This is a genomic window from Escherichia sp. 93.1518 (assembly GCF_013368915.2).
Classification (GTDB): domain Bacteria; phylum Pseudomonadota; class Gammaproteobacteria; order Enterobacterales; family Enterobacteriaceae; genus Escherichia; species Escherichia ruysiae.
The window spans coordinates 100,240-116,590 of sequence record NZ_JABWMT020000011.1 but is presented as its reverse complement, the minus strand read 5'-3'; the positions used below and the strand labels follow the sequence as shown (position 1 = coordinate 116,590).

General features: G+C 47.2%; 17 protein-coding genes and 2 pseudogenes. 13 read left to right on the top strand and 6 right to left on the bottom strand.

Going from position 1 to position 16,351, the window contains the following annotated elements; genetic code table 11:
• Window positions 1-3 precede the first annotated feature (3 nt).
• The 7 genes from recE (at window position 4) to ttcA (ending at window position 6,377) form a co-directional block, all read left to right on the top strand.
• Window positions 4-2,604, top strand: a complete 2,601-nt coding sequence (gene recE, locus HEN21_RS10630) for an exodeoxyribonuclease VIII (protein WP_176251813.1) — start codon at window positions 4-6, stop codon at window positions 2,602-2,604.
• On the top strand, window positions 2,597-3,406 hold the full coding sequence (gene recT / locus HEN21_RS10625) for a recombination protein RecT (protein WP_000166319.1): 810 nt from the start codon (window positions 2,597-2,599) through the stop codon (window positions 3,404-3,406). Before recE ends, recT begins: the two co-directional genes overlap by 8 nt.
• Before the next feature lie 56 nt (window positions 3,407-3,462).
• Window positions 3,463-3,657 (top strand): type I toxin-antitoxin system endodeoxyribonuclease toxin RalR, encoded by a 195-nt coding sequence (gene ralR, locus HEN21_RS10620; RefSeq protein ID WP_042038331.1) that lies wholly within the window; start codon window positions 3,463-3,465, stop codon window positions 3,655-3,657.
• A complete protein-coding gene (locus tag HEN21_RS10615; RefSeq protein WP_001302840.1) occupies window positions 3,650-3,838 on the top strand; it encodes a DUF1187 family protein in 189 nt (62 codons plus the stop codon). The genes ralR and HEN21_RS10615 overlap by 8 nt, the downstream gene beginning before the upstream one ends.
• 99 nt (window positions 3,839-3,937) lie before the next feature.
• Window positions 3,938-4,153 (top strand): excisionase XisR, encoded by a 216-nt coding sequence (gene xisR, locus HEN21_RS10610; protein WP_000079604.1) that lies wholly within the window; start codon window positions 3,938-3,940, stop codon window positions 4,151-4,153.
• A 1-nt stretch (window position 4,154) separates the two neighbouring features.
• Window positions 4,155-5,390 (top strand): tyrosine-type recombinase/integrase, encoded by a 1,236-nt coding sequence (locus tag HEN21_RS10605; protein ID WP_000040851.1) that lies wholly within the window; start codon window positions 4,155-4,157, stop codon window positions 5,388-5,390.
• Window positions 5,391-5,441: 51 nt separating this feature from the next.
• On the top strand, window positions 5,442-6,377 hold the full coding sequence (gene ttcA, locus HEN21_RS10600; protein ID WP_105282424.1) for a tRNA 2-thiocytidine(32) synthetase TtcA: 936 nt from the start codon (window positions 5,442-5,444) through the stop codon (window positions 6,375-6,377).
• Window positions 6,378-6,471: 94 nt separating this feature from the next.
• Here ttcA and dbpA read toward each other — a convergent pair whose 3' ends face one another.
• The 3 genes from dbpA to zntB all read right to left on the bottom strand — a co-directional run bounded on the left by dbpA (window position 6,472) and on the right by zntB (window position 9,306).
• Window positions 6,472-7,845, bottom strand: coding sequence for an ATP-dependent RNA helicase DbpA (dbpA, locus tag HEN21_RS10595; RefSeq protein ID WP_176251812.1), 1,374 nt, complete (start codon window positions 7,843-7,845; stop codon window positions 6,472-6,474).
• A 29-nt stretch (window positions 7,846-7,874) separates the two neighbouring features.
• The gene (gene ynaL / locus HEN21_RS10590; protein ID WP_001296046.1) at window positions 7,875-8,048 is read right to left on the bottom strand and encodes a proline-rich small protein YnaL; all 174 of its coding nucleotides are present in this window, start codon (window positions 8,046-8,048) and stop codon (window positions 7,875-7,877) included.
• 274 nt (window positions 8,049-8,322) lie between these two features.
• Window positions 8,323-9,306, bottom strand: coding sequence for a zinc transporter ZntB (zntB, locus tag HEN21_RS10585; RefSeq protein WP_016158374.1), 984 nt, complete (start codon window positions 9,304-9,306; stop codon window positions 8,323-8,325).
• A 257-nt stretch (window positions 9,307-9,563) separates the two neighbouring features.
• Between zntB and HEN21_RS10580 the strand changes: the two genes are divergently transcribed.
• Window positions 9,564-10,796, top strand: coding sequence for a sensor domain-containing diguanylate cyclase (locus HEN21_RS10580; protein ID WP_021550838.1), 1,233 nt, complete (start codon window positions 9,564-9,566; stop codon window positions 10,794-10,796).
• Between the two features lie 20 nt (window positions 10,797-10,816).
• On the opposite strand, the gene smrA is transcribed toward HEN21_RS10580, so the two are convergent.
• Together smrA and HEN21_RS23050 are read right to left on the bottom strand one after the other, a co-directional pair.
• The gene (smrA, locus tag HEN21_RS10575; protein ID WP_001046829.1) at window positions 10,817-11,380 is read right to left on the bottom strand and encodes a DNA endonuclease SmrA; all 564 of its coding nucleotides are present in this window, start codon (window positions 11,378-11,380) and stop codon (window positions 10,817-10,819) included.
• Between the two features lie 442 nt (window positions 11,381-11,822).
• Window positions 11,823-11,954: pseudogene (locus tag HEN21_RS23050) on the bottom strand (LysR family transcriptional regulator); the annotation flags it as partial.
• Between HEN21_RS23050 and HEN21_RS23420 the strand changes: the two are divergent.
• The 4 genes and pseudogenes from HEN21_RS23420 to uspE form a co-directional block, all read left to right on the top strand.
• Window positions 11,941-12,162 (top strand): annotated as a pseudogene (locus HEN21_RS23420) (p-aminobenzoyl-glutamate transporter); the annotation flags it as partial. The pseudogenes HEN21_RS23050 and HEN21_RS23420 sit on opposite strands and share 14 nt — an antisense overlap.
• A 10-nt stretch (window positions 12,163-12,172) precedes the next feature.
• Window positions 12,173-12,688: a methylated-DNA--[protein]-cysteine S-methyltransferase gene (gene ogt / locus HEN21_RS10570; RefSeq protein WP_176251811.1), complete on the top strand. Its 516-nt coding sequence runs from the start codon at window positions 12,173-12,175 to the stop codon at window positions 12,686-12,688.
• 194 nt (window positions 12,689-12,882) lie between these two features.
• Complete coding sequence (gene fnr, locus HEN21_RS10565) at window positions 12,883-13,635, top strand: fumarate/nitrate reduction transcriptional regulator Fnr (RefSeq protein WP_000611910.1); 753 nt, start codon at window positions 12,883-12,885, stop codon at window positions 13,633-13,635.
• A 151-nt stretch (window positions 13,636-13,786) separates the two neighbouring features.
• Complete coding sequence (gene uspE, locus HEN21_RS10560; RefSeq protein ID WP_001262134.1) at window positions 13,787-14,737, top strand: universal stress protein UspE; 951 nt, start codon at window positions 13,787-13,789, stop codon at window positions 14,735-14,737.
• Between the two features lie 49 nt (window positions 14,738-14,786).
• Here the strand turns inward: uspE and HEN21_RS10555 are convergent, their stop codons facing one another.
• Window positions 14,787-15,044 carry a DUF2534 family protein gene (locus HEN21_RS10555; protein WP_000606103.1) on the bottom strand — a complete coding sequence of 86 codons (258 nt, stop codon included), beginning with the start codon at window positions 15,042-15,044 and terminating at the stop codon, window positions 14,787-14,789.
• A gap of 243 nt (window positions 15,045-15,287) precedes the next feature.
• On the opposite strand from HEN21_RS10555, the gene ynaI reads away from it, so the two are divergent.
• Entirely contained in the window at window positions 15,288-16,319 is a 1,032-nt protein-coding gene (gene ynaI, locus HEN21_RS10550; RefSeq protein ID WP_000559884.1) for a low conductance mechanosensitive channel YnaI, read from the top strand.
• Window positions 16,320-16,351 lie beyond the last annotated feature (32 nt).

Here is a 16,351-nt window from a genome sequence, read left to right as displayed (position 1 = left end):
ACAATGAGCACAAAACCACTCTTCCTGTTACGGAAAGCGAAAAAATCATCCGGTGAACCTGACGTCGTCCTGTGGGCAAGCAACGATTTTGAATCGACCTGTGCCACTCTGGACTACCTGATCGTTAAGTCAGGTAAAAAACTGAGCAGCTATTTTAAAGCTGTTGCCACGAATTTTCCTGTCGTTAATGACCTGCCCGCTGAAGGTGAGATCGATTTTACCTGGAGTGAACGCTATCAACTCAGCAAAGACTCCATGACATGGGAACTAAAACCGGGAGCAGCACCAGACAACGCTCACTATCAAGGCAATACCAACGTCAACGGCGAAGACATGACTGAGATTGAGGAGAATATGCTACTCCCAATTTCTGGCCAGGAACTGCCCATTCGTTGGCTTGCTCAACACGGCAGCGAAAAACCGGTAACGCACGTTTCACGCGAAGGACTCCAGGCATTACACATTGCTCGGGCTGAAGAACTACCGGCTGTTACTGCCCTGGCTGTTTCCCACAAAACCAGCCTGCTCGACCCGCTGGAAATTCGCGAACTCCACAAACTGGTTCGTGACACTGACAAAGTTTTCCCTAATCCTGGTAATTCAAACCTGGGACTGATAACTGCTTTTTTCGAAGCATACCTGAACGCTGACTACACCGATCGAGGACTGCTGACAAAAGAGTGGATGAAGGGTAATCGTGTTTCACACATCACTCGCACGGCTTCCGGTGCTAATGCTGGCGGCGGAAACCTCACCGATCGCGGCGAAGGTTTCGTACACGATCTGACGTCACTGGCGCGCGACGTAGCCACTGGCGTACTGGCCCGTTCAATGGATCTGGACATCTATAACCTTCATCCGGCACACGCTAAACGCATTGAGGAAATTATCGCTGAAAATAAACCGCCCTTTTCTGTTTTCCGCGACAAATTCATCACCATGCCTGGCGGGCTGGATTATTCCCGCGCCATCGTGGTTGCGTCCGTAAAAGAAGCACCAATTGGGATCGAGGTCATCCCCGCGCACGTCACTGAATATCTGAACAAAGTACTGACTGAAACCGATCATGCCAACCCTGATCCGGAAATCGTGGATATTGCCTGCGGTCGCTCCTCTGCCCCGATGCCGCAGCGAGTAACAGAAGAAGGAAAACAGGATGATGAAGAAAAACCGCAACCATCTGGAACAACGGCAGTTGAACAGGGAGAGGCTGAAACAATGGAACCGGACGCAACTGAACATCATCAGGACACGCAGCCGCTGGATGCTCAGTCACAGGTAAATTCTGTTGATGCGAAATATCAGGAACTGCGGGCAGAACTCCATGAAGCCCGGAAAAACATTCCATCAAAAGATCCTGTCGATGCCGATAAATTGCTTGCTGCATCACGTGGTGAATTTGTTGACGGAATTAGCGACCCGAACGATCCGAAATGGGTAAAGGGGATCCAGACTCACAATTGTGTGTACCAGAACCAGCCAGAAACGGAAAAAACCAGCCCGGATATGAATCAACCTGAGCCAGTAGTGCAACAGGAACCGGAAATAGCCTGCAATGCCTGCGGCCAGACTGGCGGGGATAACTGCCCTGACTGTGGTGCGGTGATGGGCGACGCAACATACCAGGAAACATTCGATGAAGAGAGTCAGGTTGAAGCTAAGGAAAATGATCCGGAGGAAATGGAAGGCGCTGAACATCCGCACAATGAGAATGCTGGCAGCGATCCGCATCGCGATTGCAGTGATGAAACTGGCGAAGTCGCAGATCCCGTAATCGTAGAAGACATAGAGCCAGGTATTTATTACGGAATTTCGAATGAGAATTACCACGCGGGTCCCGGTGTCAGTAAGTCTCAGCTCGATGACATTGCTGATACTCCGGCACTATATTTGTGGCGTAAAAATGCCCCCGTGGACACCACAAAGACAAAAACGCTCGATTTAGGAACCGCTTTCCACTGCCGGGTACTTGAACCGGAAGAATTCAGTAACCGCTTTATCGTAGCACCTGAATTTAACCGCCGTACAAACGCCGGAAAAGAAGAAGAGAAAGCGTTTCTGATGGAATGCGCAAGCACAGGAAAAACAGTTATCACTGCGGAAGAAGGCCGGAAAATTGAACTCATGTATCAAAGCGTTATGGCTTTGCCGCTGGGGCAATGGCTTGTTGAAAGCGCCGGACACGCTGAATCATCAATTTACTGGGAAGATCCTGAAACAGGAATTTTGTGTCGGTGCCGTCCGGACAAAATTATCCCTGAATTTCACTGGATCATGGACGTGAAAACTACGGCGGATATTCAACGATTCAAAACCGCTTATTACGACTACCGCTATCACGTTCAGGATGCATTCTACAGTGACGGTTATGAAGCACAGTTTGGAGTGCAGCCAACTTTCGTTTTTCTGGTTGCCAGCACAACTATTGAATGCGGACGTTATCCGGTTGAAATTTTCATGATGGGCGAAGAAGCAAAACTGGCAGGTCAACAGGAATATCACCGCAATCTGCGAACCCTGTCTGACTGCCTGAATACCGATGAATGGCCAGCTATTAAGACATTATCACTGCCCCGCTGGGCTAAGGAATATGCAAATGACTAAGCAACCACCAATCGCAAAAGCCGATCTGCAAAAAACTCAGGGAAACCGTGCACCAGCAGCAGTTAAAAATAGCGACGTGATTAGTTTTATTAACCAGCCATCAATGAAAGAGCAACTGGCAGCAGCTCTTCCACGCCATATGACGGCTGAACGTATGATCCGTATCGCCACCACAGAAATTCGTAAAGTTCCGGCGTTAGGAAACTGTGACACTATGAGTTTTGTCAGTGCGATCGTACAGTGTTCACAGCTCGGACTTGAGCCAGGTAGCGCCCTCGGTCATGCATATTTACTGCCTTTTGGTAATAAAAACGAAAAGAGCGGTAAAAAGAACGTTCAGCTAATCATTGGCTATCGCGGCATGATTGATCTGGCTCGCCGTTCTGGTCAAATCGCCAGCCTGTCAGCCCGTGTTGTCCGTGAAGGTGACGAGTTTAGCTTCGAATTTGGCCTTGATGAAAAGTTAATACACCGCCCGGGAGAAAACGAAGATGCCCCGGTTACCCACGTCTATGCTGTCGCAAGACTTAAAGACGGAGGTACTCAGTTTGAAGTTATGACGCGCAAACAGATTGAGCTGGTGCGCAGCCTGAGTAAAGCTGGTAATAACGGGCCGTGGGTAACTCACTGGGAAGAAATGGCAAAGAAAACGGCTATTCGTCGCCTGTTCAAATATCTGCCCGTATCAATTGAGATCCAGCGTGCAGTATCAATGGATGAAAAGGAACCACTGACAATCGATCCTGCAGATTCCTCTGTATTAACCGGGGAATACAGTGTAATCGATAATTCAGAGGAATAATTCAGCCTGGCGGTGTAATGCACCGCCAACTTGAAATATTTTTTATGAGAAAAATCATGAGATATGACAATGTTAAACCATGTCCATTTTGTGGTTGTCCATCAGTAACGGTGAAAGTCATTTCAGGATATTACCGAGCGAAGTGTAACGGATGCGAATCCCGAACCGGTTATGGTGGAAGTGAAAAAGAAGCACTCGAAAGATGGAATAAACGAACCACTGGAAATAATAACGGAGGTGTTCATGTATAAAATTACCGCCACTATTGAAAAGGAAGGTGGCACTCCTACTAACTGGACAAGATATTCAAAATCTAAACTAACGAAATCAGAATGCGAAAAAATGCTCTCAGGTAAAAAAGAAGCAGGCGTTTCCAGAGAGCAGAAAGTAAAACTGATAAATTTTAATTGCGAGAAACTTCAGTCCTCGTGAATTGCATTGTATTCAAATTAAAACTTCATAGCTGATTATTAATAATCAACATCGGGCGTCAATTTCAGTCTAACATTGGCGCCTGCCAGAGGTGATGCGATGGCACAAGTAATCTTTAATGAAGAGTGGATGGTTGAATACGGCCTGATGCTTCGCACTGGTCTGGGGGCCAGACAAATTGAAGCATACCGCCAGAACTGTTGGGTGGAGGGCTTCCACTTCAAACGAGTATCTCCTTTAGGTAAGCCAGACAGCAAACGAGGGATTATCTGGTACAACTATCCAAAGATAAATCAGTTTATCAAAGACTCATGATATGTCTAAATTACCAACAGGTGTCGAGATTAGAGGTAGATACATTCGCATCTGGTTCATGTTTCGAGGAAAACGATGTCGGGAAACATTAAAAGGCTGGGAGATTACAAACAGTAATATTAAAAAGGCCGGAAATTTAAGAGCGCTGATAGTTCATGAAATAAACTCCGGTGAATTTGAGTATTTAAGACGTTTTCCCCAGTCCAGCACTGGGGCAAAAATGGTGACAACGAGAGTCATAAAAACGTTCGGAGAGCTTTGTGATATCTGGACGAAAATTAAAGAGACAGAGTTAACAACAAACACAATGAAGAAAACGAAATCACAATTAAAAACACTCAGAATAATAATTTGTGAAAGTACCCTGATATCACATATTCGTTATAGCGATATCTTAAACTACCGGAATGAACTGCTGCATGGAGAAACGCTTTACCTGGATAATCCAAGATCCAACAAAAAAGGAAGAACCGTGCGCACAGTTGATAACTATATCGCCCTGCTCTGTTCGCTGTTACGTTTTGCGTATCAGTCGGGATTTATATCAACCAAACCATTTGAAGGAGTAAAAAAATTACAGCGAAACAGAATAAAGCCTGATCCGTTATCTAAAACAGAATTCAATGCATTAATGGAAAGTGAAAAAGGACAGAGCCAGAACATGTGGAAATTTGCAGTTTACTCAGGACTTCGTCACGGGGAACTGGCAGCTCTGGCGTGGGAGGATGTGGATCTCGAAAAGGGAATAGTGAATGTCAGAAGAAACCTGACGATACTTGATATGTTCGGTCCCCCAAAAACAAATGCCGGGATCCGGACAGTAACACTACTGCAGCCTGCTCTTGAAGCACTGAAGGAGCAATACAAACTGACCGGGCATCATCGCAAAAGCGAAATCACCTTTTATCATCGGGAGTACGGCAGAACCGAAAAGCAAAAACTGCATTTTGTTTTCATGCCCAGGGTGTGTAACGGAAAACAAAAACCTTATTACTCGGTAAGCAGTTTGGGGGCAAGGTGGAATGCAGCAGTAAAACGTGCTGGTATTCGCCGCCGTAATCCGTACCATACGCGGCATACTTTTGCCTGCTGGCTGTTGACGGCAGGAGCGAACCCGGCATTTATAGCCAGCCAAATGGGGCATGAAACTGCGCAGATGGTGTATGAAATTTACGGTATGTGGATTGATGACATGAACGACGAACAGATAGCCATGTTGAATGCGCGGTTATCATAGTTGCAAAGTTTGCCCCCAATTTGCCCCATTTAGTACCAGAGAACTGAAATAATGCAAGAAAATCAACAAATTACAAAGAAAGAACAATACAACCTGAACAAATTGCAAAAACGTCTGCGTCGTAACGTAGGCGAAGCCATTGCTGACTTCAATATGATTGAAGATGGCGATCGCATTATGGTTTGCCTCTCCGGGGGTAAAGACAGCTATACCATGCTGGAGATTCTGCGTAATTTGCAGCAAAGTGCGCCAATCAGTTTTTCGCTGGTTGCCGTTAACCTCGACCAGAAACAACCTGGTTTCCCGGAACATGTTCTGCCGGAGTATCTCGAAAAGCTGGGCGTTGAGTACAAGATTGTTGAAGAGAACACTTACGGTATCGTGAAAGAGAAGATTCCTGAGGGCAAAACTACCTGCTCACTGTGCTCTCGTCTGCGTCGCGGTATCCTTTACCGCACCGCAACGGAACTGGGTGCGACGAAGATCGCGCTGGGTCACCATCGTGACGATATCCTGCAAACGTTGTTCCTGAATATGTTCTACGGCGGCAAGATGAAAGGTATGCCGCCGAAGCTGATGAGCGATGATGGCAAGCACATCGTTATTCGCCCGTTGGCCTACTGCCGCGAAAAAGATATTCAACGCTTTGCCGATGCGAAAGCATTCCCGATCATTCCGTGCAACCTGTGCGGTTCACAGCCTAACCTGCAACGTCAGGTGATTGCCGATATGCTGCGTGACTGGGATAAGCGTTATCCGGGGCGAATTGAGACGATGTTCAGCGCGATGCAGAATGTGGTGCCGTCTCATTTGTGCGATACCAGTCTTTTCGATTTCAAAGGCATTACCCACGGTTCCGAAGTGGTTAACGGCGGTGATCTGGCGTTCGATCGCGAAGAGATCCCACTACAGCCTGCGGGCTGGCAGCCTGAAGAAGATGAGAATCAGCTGGATGAATTACGGCTGAATGTGGTTGAAGTGAAATAACCAGGATAGCGCCCGATGCGCAAACTTATCGGGCTACTCTTGCATAGGCCGGATAAGACGCAACCAGCGTCGCATCCGGCAATTCAACATTTCGTTATTTTAATAATCGCACCCGGCACGTTTTCCCTTTAACCTTCCCGCTCTGTAACTGCTTCCATGCCTTATGGGCGACACTCTGACGCACGGCGACATAGACATGCGCCGGATGCACAGCAATTTTGCCAATATCTGCGCCATCAAGGCCAATATCGCCCGTCAACGCACCTAACACATCGCCCGGTCGCATTTTGGCTTTTTTCCCGCCATCAATGCACAACGTCGCCATCTCTGCTTCCAGCGGCACAATGGAACTACTGGCTGGCGGCGTTTGCCAGTTAAGTTTTATCTGCAACATGTCAGAAATGATATTGGCGCGCTGTGCTTCTTCCGGGGCACAGAAACTGATCGCCAGTCCGCTATTTCCTGCACGCGCTGTACGCCCGATGCGATGTACATGAACTTCAGGATCCCACGCCAGTTCAAAGTTCACTACCAGCTCAAGAGATTTGATATCCAGACCGCGCGCTGCGACATCGGTCGCTACCAGCACTCGGGCGCTACCGTTAGCAAAACGTACCAGGGTCTGATCGCGGTCACGTTGCTCCAGATCGCCATGTAACGACAATGCAATTTGCCCTACTTCATTCAGCGCGTCACACACAGCCTGACAATCTTTTTTAGTATTACAAAACACAACACAAGACGAGGGTTGATGCAAACTTAATAACCGTTGTAATAACGGAATTTTAGCCTTGCTGGATGTTTCATAAAATTGTTGTTCAATAGGCGGTAAAGCATCTGTCGAATCAATTTCTATCGCCAAAGGATCGCGTTGTACACGACCGCTAATCGCAGCAATTGCGTCTGGCCAGGTCGCCGAAAACAAAAGCGTCTGACGAGAAGCAGGTGCAAAACGGATCACATCATCAATGGCATCACTAAATCCCATATCCAACATGCGGTCGGCTTCATCCATCACCAGCGTATTCAACGCATCCAGCGATACCGTGCCTTTTTGCAGGTGATCGAGCAAACGACCCGGCGTTGCCACGATAATATGCGGCGCATGTTGCAGCGAATCACGCTGAATACCGAACGGCTGACCGCCGCATAAGGTCAAGATTTTAGTATTTGGCAGAAAACGCGCCAACCGACGCAATTCCCCGGCAACCTGATCCGCCAGCTCACGCGTAGGACACAGTACCAAAGCCTGGGTCTGAAACAGCGACGCATCAATCTGCTGTAACAACCCGAGGCCAAATGCCGCCGTTTTGCCGCTGCCGGTTTTTGCCTGCACGCGAACGTCTTTTCCGGCAAGGATCGCTGGAAGCGCAGCGGCCTGCACCGGCGTCATGGTTAAATAACCCAACTCATTAAGGTTAGTGAGCTGGGCGGGAGGCAAAACGTTCAGGGTAGAAAAAGCGGTCACAATCTATTCTCGTGGTCATCGACGCAAAATTAGCAGGCGCGTATCCTCGCAGATCTACGCTCACGATGCGACAATTTAATCGGTTCTTCATCTGGCGGCGGATCGGGCATAGGTTGCGGACGAGGAATCGGATCAGGCACTGGAACAGGATCGCCAGGAATCGGTTCAGGGACAGGAATTTGCAAATAAATGAGTGTCGTCATATTTCCCTCCGGTCATTGGGTGGACTCTTAAAGGGTAGACGCTGACAAATAACAGGCAAAAAAAAGCCGACTCATCTAAGTCGGCGTCGTACGAATCAATTGTGCTATGCAGTAATTCAAAAAAGGAAGTAAGACAATATGGAGCGCAACGCCCATCGCTTGACGTTGCATTCACCTGCGAGGAAGATATTGCCCTGAATGGGTAGAGAGTTTATTGACTTCGCTCAAACTTTACGGCGTTTTTGTATACAGGAAGTAGACAAATTTTCTTTTGTTACAACCATTTACTACGATGCAACCATAAAGCAACACCACCAATAAGAACAACTAACAGAATACAAAAAAGCGAAAAGCCGAATTGCCATCCCCCACCAGGAATACCACCAAGGTTGACGCCAAATAATCCCGTTAAAAACGTACTGGGTAAAAAGACCATTGCCATCAAGGACATTGTATACGTGCGACGCGCTAAATTTTCCTGCATGACCTGGGCGATTTCATCTGCCATCACGCCAGTTCGGGCAATACAGGCGTCAATCTCATCCAGACCACGTCCGAGACGATCGGCAATATCCTGCATTCGACGGCGTTGGTCGTCATTCATCCACGGCAGGCGCTCGCTGGCAAGACGAGCATAAACATCACGTTGCGGCGCCATATAGCGACGCATAACAATTAATTGTTTACGCAGTAGCGCCAGGAAACCGCGCGGAGGAATTTGTTGATCGAGTAGATTATCTTCCAGGTCGATAATTTTATCGTGCAGTTGTTCTATAAACTCACTGGAATGATCGGTCAACGCATCACACACATCCACCAACCAGCCGCCGCAATCGGTCGGACCAGTGCCCTCTTCCAGATCGCTAACCACATCATCCAACGCCAACACTTTACGTTGTCGGGTCGAGACAATTAACCGTCCGTCCATATAAACACGCATGGCCACCAGCTGGTCGGGACGTTCATCAGTACTGCCATTAATGCAGCGCAAAGTAATCAGCGTCCCTTCGCCAAGACGACTGACTCTGGGCCGTGTACTTTCTCCCGCCAGCGCATCGCGCACATTATTTGGCAGCAGTGGTGTCGTCGCCAGCCACTGGGCGCTGTCATGGTGCACATAATTGAGGTGGAGCCAGCAAGGATGCGCTTCATCTATCTCATCTGTATTTTCCAGCGGTTTAACGCCACCTTTGCCATCCAGAATCCAGGCAAATACTGCATCCGGGACATTTACGTCCGCTCCCTTAATCACTTCCACAGTGCCTCCCATCATCAACGGATTATTTTGTAGTCTAGTCTTCTGGTCATGTTACGCAAAATCTCATCACCCCATTACCCTGAAATGATTAATAAAATCCTGTCAAAATTAAATACAGAAAGCAAAATACTTTTCCTGATTTGAAAACGTGTGAAGCGTTAAATAGCGTCTATCATTATCAGAATTATCTGATCATTTGTCGTGGCATTTTTGCGATCAGGTAGCAACAAAAGATTGATAAAAATAACGGGATTTCAATGACTACGCACAACTTCAATACCCTGGACTTATTAACCAGTCCTGTCTGGATCGTTTCACCCTTCGAGGAACAATTAATTTATGCCAATAGTGCTGCGCGACTGTTGATGCAAGAACTCACTTTTAGTCAGCTACGTACCGGCCTCTATTCCATCTCCTCGCAAAACGAACTGCCTAAATACCTTACAGACCTGCATAACCAGCTTGATATTGTAGAAATCCTCACTGTCCAGCGTAATGGTGAAGATACAGCATTAAGCTGTCGGTTGACCCTCAAAGAGATTAATGACATAGAGAAAGTAATTATATTTGAAGGAATGGAAACACCCGCAACTCTGGGTTTAAAAGCCAGCCGCTCTGCGAATTATCAACGTAAAAAACAAGGGTTTTATGCGCGTTTTTTTCTGACTAACTCCGCGCCAATGTTGTTGATAGATCCCTCGCGTGATGGCCAAATCGTCGATGCCAATCTGGCCGCGCTTAATTTCTATGGCTATAACCATGAAACAATGTGTCAGAAACACACCTGGGAAATTAATATGCTTGGGCGTCGCGTTATGCCTGTCATGCATGAAATTTCACGTTTACCCGGCGGGCATAAGCCCCTCAATTTTGTCCATAAACTGGCAGATGGTTCCGTTCGACACGTACAAACTTATGCTGGACCAATTGAGATTTACGGTGACAGGTTAATGTTATGCATCGTACATGATATTACTGAGCAAAAAAGGCTCGAGGAACAGCTGGAACATGCGGCCCACCATGATGCGCTAACGGGATTACTTAACCGTCGACAGTTTTACCACATAACTGAACCAGGACAGATGCAGCACCTGGCAATCGCTCAGGACTACAGTTTGCTGCTCATCGACACCGATCGTTTTAAACATATCAATGACTTATACGGTCATCAGAAAGGGGATGAAGTGTTATACGCACTTGCCCGTACACTCGAAAGCTGCGCCCGCAAAGGTGATTTGGTGTTTCGCTGGGGTGGTGAAGAGTTCGTCTTATTATTGCCCAGAACCCCTCTGGATACTGCACTTTCGTTGGCTGAAACTATCCGCTTGAGCGTGGCAAAAGTGAGCATTTCGGGCTTGCCGCGCTTCACCGTCAGTATTGGCGTGGCGCATCACGAAGGAAATGAAAGTATTGATGAACTGTTTAAACGGGTCGATGATGCGTTGTATCGGGCAAAAAATGATGGACGCAACCGCGTGCTGGCAGCATAAGCCACGGAAGCGTCCCGTGATCAACGGCTGCGTTTAGCGTGGCGCTCCCAGTTTTCCTGCTTCGCCTGCGCTGTTTTACGGAGTGCGACGTAACACGCCCCGCTGCCGCCATGATGCGGTAGCGCGGTACAATATGCCTGAACATCATCAAACTCGGTCAGCCAGCGCGCCACATAGCTGCGAACAATGTTGGCGTGCGATTTATCGTCCCGCCCCTTGCCATGAATAATCAGCACGTTACGCAAACCATCCGCCAATGCCTGTTGAATAAAACTGAACACCATTTTGCGGCACTCTTCCACCGGCTGACGTAGAAGATTCAGGCTGGCCTGCTGCGGATATTTACCGCTGCGTAACTTATCCAGCACCCCATGTTGCAGCCCTTCCCGCCGAAACTCCAGCGGCTGGCTTAGCGGGATGATGTCGAGAAATCCAGTGGTAAGGAAATTATCAAGTTGCAGCGTGTCGATACGCTGCGGCGCACGTTGGTTACGCGTTGGATGCCAGTGGACATCTGTAGCGCGCTTCAGTGGCTGGACATCTTCCATGGCGTCAAGAAACAGCGATTTGTCGTCAAGGTTCATGTAACCTCCTATGCACCTTCACACATCTGATATTTGCTGCATCGTTCACTTCGCAGATTGAAACAATACTTTGCTCCATACCTGCTGGTGTCTGCACAGGCGGGGCATTTTATACTAGCCTGGTGACAGTATCGAACAGTTTAGGCCGGGTTTAATTCAGGTATCCGATCAGGGTGATTTATTCATAGCAGGAACTAACAAAAATGCGATGAAGAGCAGAACGCAGATTAGCGATGCATGATTATGCAATCACGAGACGAATGATTTAACTTATATTTTCGTGAAATCTGTCACTGAAGAAAATTGGCAACGGATGGGCAAAACCGTTATAACACTGTCACCGGTCACGAGGAACCCAGGCCGGATTTAAGACGCGGATGCACTGCTGTGTGTACTGTAGAGTCTGGCGGATGTCGACAGGCTCTATTTTTTTATTCATTTTTTAGCTCTGTAAATAACTACATTCTCGCCGGGATTGGGTGATGAATGGCGAGTTCAGTGGTGCCAGGCGGCTATCACGCTGCTGAATCAAATAACAGGTCGCCTTCGGTAAAATTTCGCTGACTGGAATTATTCCAGCCTCGAGCCAGGTGATGGATTACCCCCATTTATTCAGGCAGAAAAATCGCTTTATGCTACCAGATCGCGACAAACCAGACGCGAAACCAGGTACTTACTCTTTGTTAGTCTTAATCTTTTTGGTGGTATAGCTGCTAATGTTGCTGGCGTGGTATCTTATCGGTCAGCCTATTGGTTCGGGGATTTACCCACGTTTGACTTAAGAGAGAACGGATGCTGAGATTACTTGAAGAAAAAATTGCCACGCCACTGGGACCTCTGTGGGTGATTTGCGATGAACAATTTCGTCTACGGGCGGTTGAATGGGAAGAGTACAGCGAACGCATGGGGCAGCTGCTGGACATCCATTATCGCAAAGAAGGTTATGAGCGCATTTCTGCCACCAATCCAGGGGGCTTAAGCGACAAACTTCGTGACTATTTTGCCGGGAATCTTAGCATTATTGATACCCTTCCTACCGCCACAGGAGGCACGCCATTTCAGCGCGAGGTCTGGAAAACACTGCGCACTATCCCCTGCGGGCAGGTAATGCATTACGGTCAACTTGCTGAACATCTGGGTCGACCAGGCGCAGCGCGTGCCGTTGGCGCAGCAAATGGCTCTAATCCGATCAGCATTGTCGTCCCTTGCCACCGGGTTATTGGACGAAACGGCACGATGACAGGATATGCAGGCGGAGTGCAGCGAAAAGAGTGGTTATTGCGCCATGAAGGCTATCTGCTGCTATAAACCTTAAACAATTTGTGCCGATTTGTTCACAGTTTTATGTAAAGTTACCCTTAACAATTTAAAGGTTTTCAAAGGGATAGACATAAATTTACATCTATTATCGGAATTCTCCGCTGTTAAGGTTTGCTTAGACTTACTTGCTCCCTAAAAAGATGTTAAAATTGACAAATATCAATTACGGCTTGAGCAGACCTATGATCCCGGAAAAGCGAATTATACGGCGCATTCAGTCTGGCGGTTGTGCTATCCATTGCCAGGATTGCAGCATCAGTCAGCTTTGCATCCCGTTCACACTCAACGAACATGAGCTTGATCAGCTTGATAATATCATCGAGCGAAAGAAGCCTATTCAGAAAGGCCAGACGCTGTTTAAGGCTGGTGATGAACTTAAATCGCTTTATGCCATCCGCTCCGGTACAATTAAAAGTTATACCATCACAGAGCAAGGCGACGAGCAAATCACTGGCTTCCATTTAGCAGGCGATCTGGTAGGTTTTGACGCTATTGGCAGCGGTCATCACCCGAGTTTCGCCCAGGCGCTGGAAACCTCAATGGTATGTGAAATCCCGTTCGAAACCCTGGACGATCTGTCTGGTAAAATGCCGAATCTGCGTCAGCAGATGATGCGTCTGATGAGCGGTGAAATCAAAGGCGATCAGGACATGATCCTGCTGTTGTCGAAGAAAAATGCAGAAGAACGCCTGGCTGCTTTTATCTACAACCTGTCCCGTCGTTTTGCCCAACGCGGCTTCTCCCCTCGTGAATTCCGCCTGACGATGACTCGTGGCGATATCGGTAACTATCTTGGCCTGACGGTAGAAACTATCAGTCGTCTGCTGGGTCGTTTCCAGAAAAGCGGCATGTTGGCAGTCAAAGGTAAATACATCACCATCGAAAATAACGATGCGCTGGCCCTGCTTGCTGGTCATACGCGTAACGTTGCCTGATTTTTCCGCATAATCAACTATCCTTCTGTCATATCATTAAATTTTTCTGATTTATTGATCTGGCAGAAGGTTCATCACTGTTTCATTCACCAGATATGGGTTAATCTTTTAATTACAAACTGCGTTGACAGTTGTTGTAAGGAGACCCTGTATGGCTATGTATCAGAACATGCTCGTTGTTATCGACCCTAACCAGGACGATCAACCGGCATTACGGCGAGCTGTTTATTTACATCAACGGATTGGTGGCAAAATTAAAGCCTTTTTGCCGATTTATGACTTCTCATACGAAATGACTACCCTGCTCTCTCCCGACGAGCGTACCGCTATGCGTCAGGGGGTTATCAGCCAGCGTACTGCCTGGATCCATGAGCAGGCAAAGTATTATCTCAACGCTGGCGTCCCGATTGAAATTAAAGTGGTATGGCATAACCGTCCTTTCGAAGCCATCATTCAGGAAGTGGTTAGCAGTGGGCACGATTTGGTGCTAAAAATGGCGCACCAACATGACCGTCTGGAAGCGGTTATTTTCACCCCTACCGACTGGCACCTGTTACGCAAATGCCCAAGCCCGGTGTGGATGGTGAAAGACCAGCCGTGGCCGGAAGGTGGTAAGGCGCTGGTGGCGGTGAATCTCGCCAGTGAAGAGCCGTATCATAATGCGCTCAATGAAAAACTGGTGAAAGAAACGATCGAGCTGGCGGAACAGGTAAATCACACCGAAGTCCATCTGGTTGGCGCCTACCCCGTAACACCTATCAATATTGCCATTGAACTGCCGGAATTTGATCCAAGCGTTTATAACGATGCCATTCGTGGACAACATTTGCTGGCGATGAAAGCCCTGCGGCAGAAATTCGGCATTAATGAAAACATGACGCACGTTGAAAAAGGTTTGCCTGAAGAAGTGATTCCAGATCTGGCCGAACATTTGCAGGCAGGGATTGTCGTTCTTGGCACTGTGGGACGCACCGGTATCTCTGCGGCATTCCTTGGTAATACGGCAGAACAGGTGATTGATCATCTCCGCTGCGATTTGCTGGTGATTAAACCTGACCAGTACCAGACGCCTGTCGAACTGGATGACGAAGAAGACGATTAATTGTTTATCAATTACTTGCAAGGCCCGATATCTCGGGCCTTTCTTTTATTTACTTCTCATCACCACCGAGGAAATAAATTCCCAGCGGGATTGCCAGCAATACAGTAAAGACCAGACTATAAACAAGAATCATCGATGACTGAATCACATACATTGATGTCGTCCAGTCAGAAAGCGGAATATTATATTGTTCGATAACACCGCCGATAGTCGCGCGAGTCACAACTGACGCCGCAATAATGAAAACCGCCAACAGACCAAAGAGAAACTTCTTCCCCTTTGCTGACTTCAGCTTCGTCATGATCATGATGTAATCCTTATGCAGATAAACCCTTTGTTACTTGTGTGTAACAATATCATGACATTTCCTCGTTGTCTGCCCCGAAAGCATGAGATTGTTGCTGTTCAAATCATCAACCCATTGATAAATTCGCTAATGTTGCTACTTCCTTCCCTGTCTATTGATGATATGAATGAATTATCGCGATAAAATACCCCGGCCAGGGGTTTCCGGCATGACATCAATTATCTGGAGGAGCCTGATAAAACAATGATCGCTGAACTGTTTACAAATAATGCGCTTAATCTGGTCATTATTTTCGGTAGCTGCGCAGCATTGATTCTGATGAGCTTTTGGTTTCGTCGTGGAAATCGTAAAAGAAAAGGATTCTTATTCCATGCGGTTCAATTTTTAATCTACACCATAATTATCAGTGCTGTCGGCAGCATCATTAATTATGTTATTGAAAATTACAAACTCAAATTTATCACCCCAGGCGTTATCGATTTTATCTGTACGTCACTGATTGCGCTTATTCTGACGGTTAAGTTATTTCTCCTGATTAATCAGTTTGAAAGGCAACAGATAAAAAAAGGTCGAGACATCACCAGCGCGCGGATTATGTCGCGCATCATCAAAATCAGTATTATCGTGGTGATTGTTCTGCTTTATGGCGAACATTTCGGCATGAGCCTTTCTGGTTTGTTGACCTTTGGTGGTATTGGTGGTCTGGCTGTCGGTATGGCCGGTAAAGATATTCTGAGTAACTTCTTTTCCGGGATTATGCTCTATTTCGATCGCCCCTTTAGTATTGGCGACTGGATCCGTTCACCGGACAGGAATATCGAAGGCACAGTAGCAGAAATTGGCTGGCGTATCACAAAAATCACCACCTTTGATAATCGCCCACTGTACGTACCAAACTCGCTTTTTTCGTCCATTAGCGTAGAAAACCCAGGGCGAATGACCAACCGGCGTATTACCACTACCATTGGTTTACGTTATGAAGATGCCGCAAAAGTTGGGGCTATTGTCGAAGCCGTACGTGAGATGCTGAAAAATCACCCTGCTATCGACCAGCGACAAACCTTACTGGTTTATTTCAACCAGTTTGCCGATTCGTCATTAAATATTATGGTCTATTGCTTTACTAAAACCACGGTCTGGGCCGAATGGCTGGCCGCCCAGCAGGATGTTTATTTGAAGATTATTGATATTGTGCAGTCACACGGCGCGGACTTTGCCTTCCCCAGCCAGACGCTGTATATGGATAATATTACACCCCCCGAACAGCTTAAATAACACTCAACAAAACCGGATGACGATAATAATAT

What these genes read in the sequence shown, in the direction of transcription:
- fnr (WP_000611910.1), top strand. Translation starts at nt 12,883, where the DNA reads ATGATCCCGGAAAAGCGAATTATACGGCGCATTCAGTCTGGCGGTTGT.
- ttcA (WP_105282424.1), top strand. Translation starts at nt 5,442, where the DNA reads ATGCAAGAAAATCAACAAATTACAAAGAAAGAACAATACAACCTGAAC.
- HEN21_RS10605 (WP_000040851.1), top strand. Translation starts at nt 4,155, where the DNA reads ATGTCTAAATTACCAACAGGTGTCGAGATTAGAGGTAGATACATTCGC.
- xisR (WP_000079604.1), top strand. Translation starts at nt 3,938, where the DNA reads ATGGCACAAGTAATCTTTAATGAAGAGTGGATGGTTGAATACGGCCTG.
- smrA (WP_001046829.1), bottom strand. Translation starts at nt 11,380, where the DNA reads ATGAACCTTGACGACAAATCGCTGTTTCTTGACGCCATGGAAGATGTC.
- HEN21_RS10555 (WP_000606103.1), bottom strand. Translation starts at nt 15,044, where the DNA reads ATGATCATGACGAAGCTGAAGTCAGCAAAGGGGAAGAAGTTTCTCTTT.
- ynaI (WP_000559884.1), top strand. Translation starts at nt 15,288, where the DNA reads ATGATCGCTGAACTGTTTACAAATAATGCGCTTAATCTGGTCATTATT.
- ralR (WP_042038331.1), top strand. Translation starts at nt 3,463, where the DNA reads ATGAGATATGACAATGTTAAACCATGTCCATTTTGTGGTTGTCCATCA.
- recE (WP_176251813.1), top strand. Translation starts at nt 4, where the DNA reads ATGAGCACAAAACCACTCTTCCTGTTACGGAAAGCGAAAAAATCATCC.
- HEN21_RS10615 (WP_001302840.1), top strand. Translation starts at nt 3,650, where the DNA reads ATGTATAAAATTACCGCCACTATTGAAAAGGAAGGTGGCACTCCTACT.
- ynaL (WP_001296046.1), bottom strand. Translation starts at nt 8,048, where the DNA reads ATGACGACACTCATTTATTTGCAAATTCCTGTCCCTGAACCGATTCCT.
- recT (WP_000166319.1), top strand. Translation starts at nt 2,597, where the DNA reads ATGACTAAGCAACCACCAATCGCAAAAGCCGATCTGCAAAAAACTCAG.
- uspE (WP_001262134.1), top strand. Translation starts at nt 13,787, where the DNA reads ATGGCTATGTATCAGAACATGCTCGTTGTTATCGACCCTAACCAGGAC.
- HEN21_RS10580 (WP_021550838.1), top strand. Translation starts at nt 9,564, where the DNA reads ATGACTACGCACAACTTCAATACCCTGGACTTATTAACCAGTCCTGTC.
- ogt (WP_176251811.1), top strand. Translation starts at nt 12,173, where the DNA reads ATGCTGAGATTACTTGAAGAAAAAATTGCCACGCCACTGGGACCTCTG.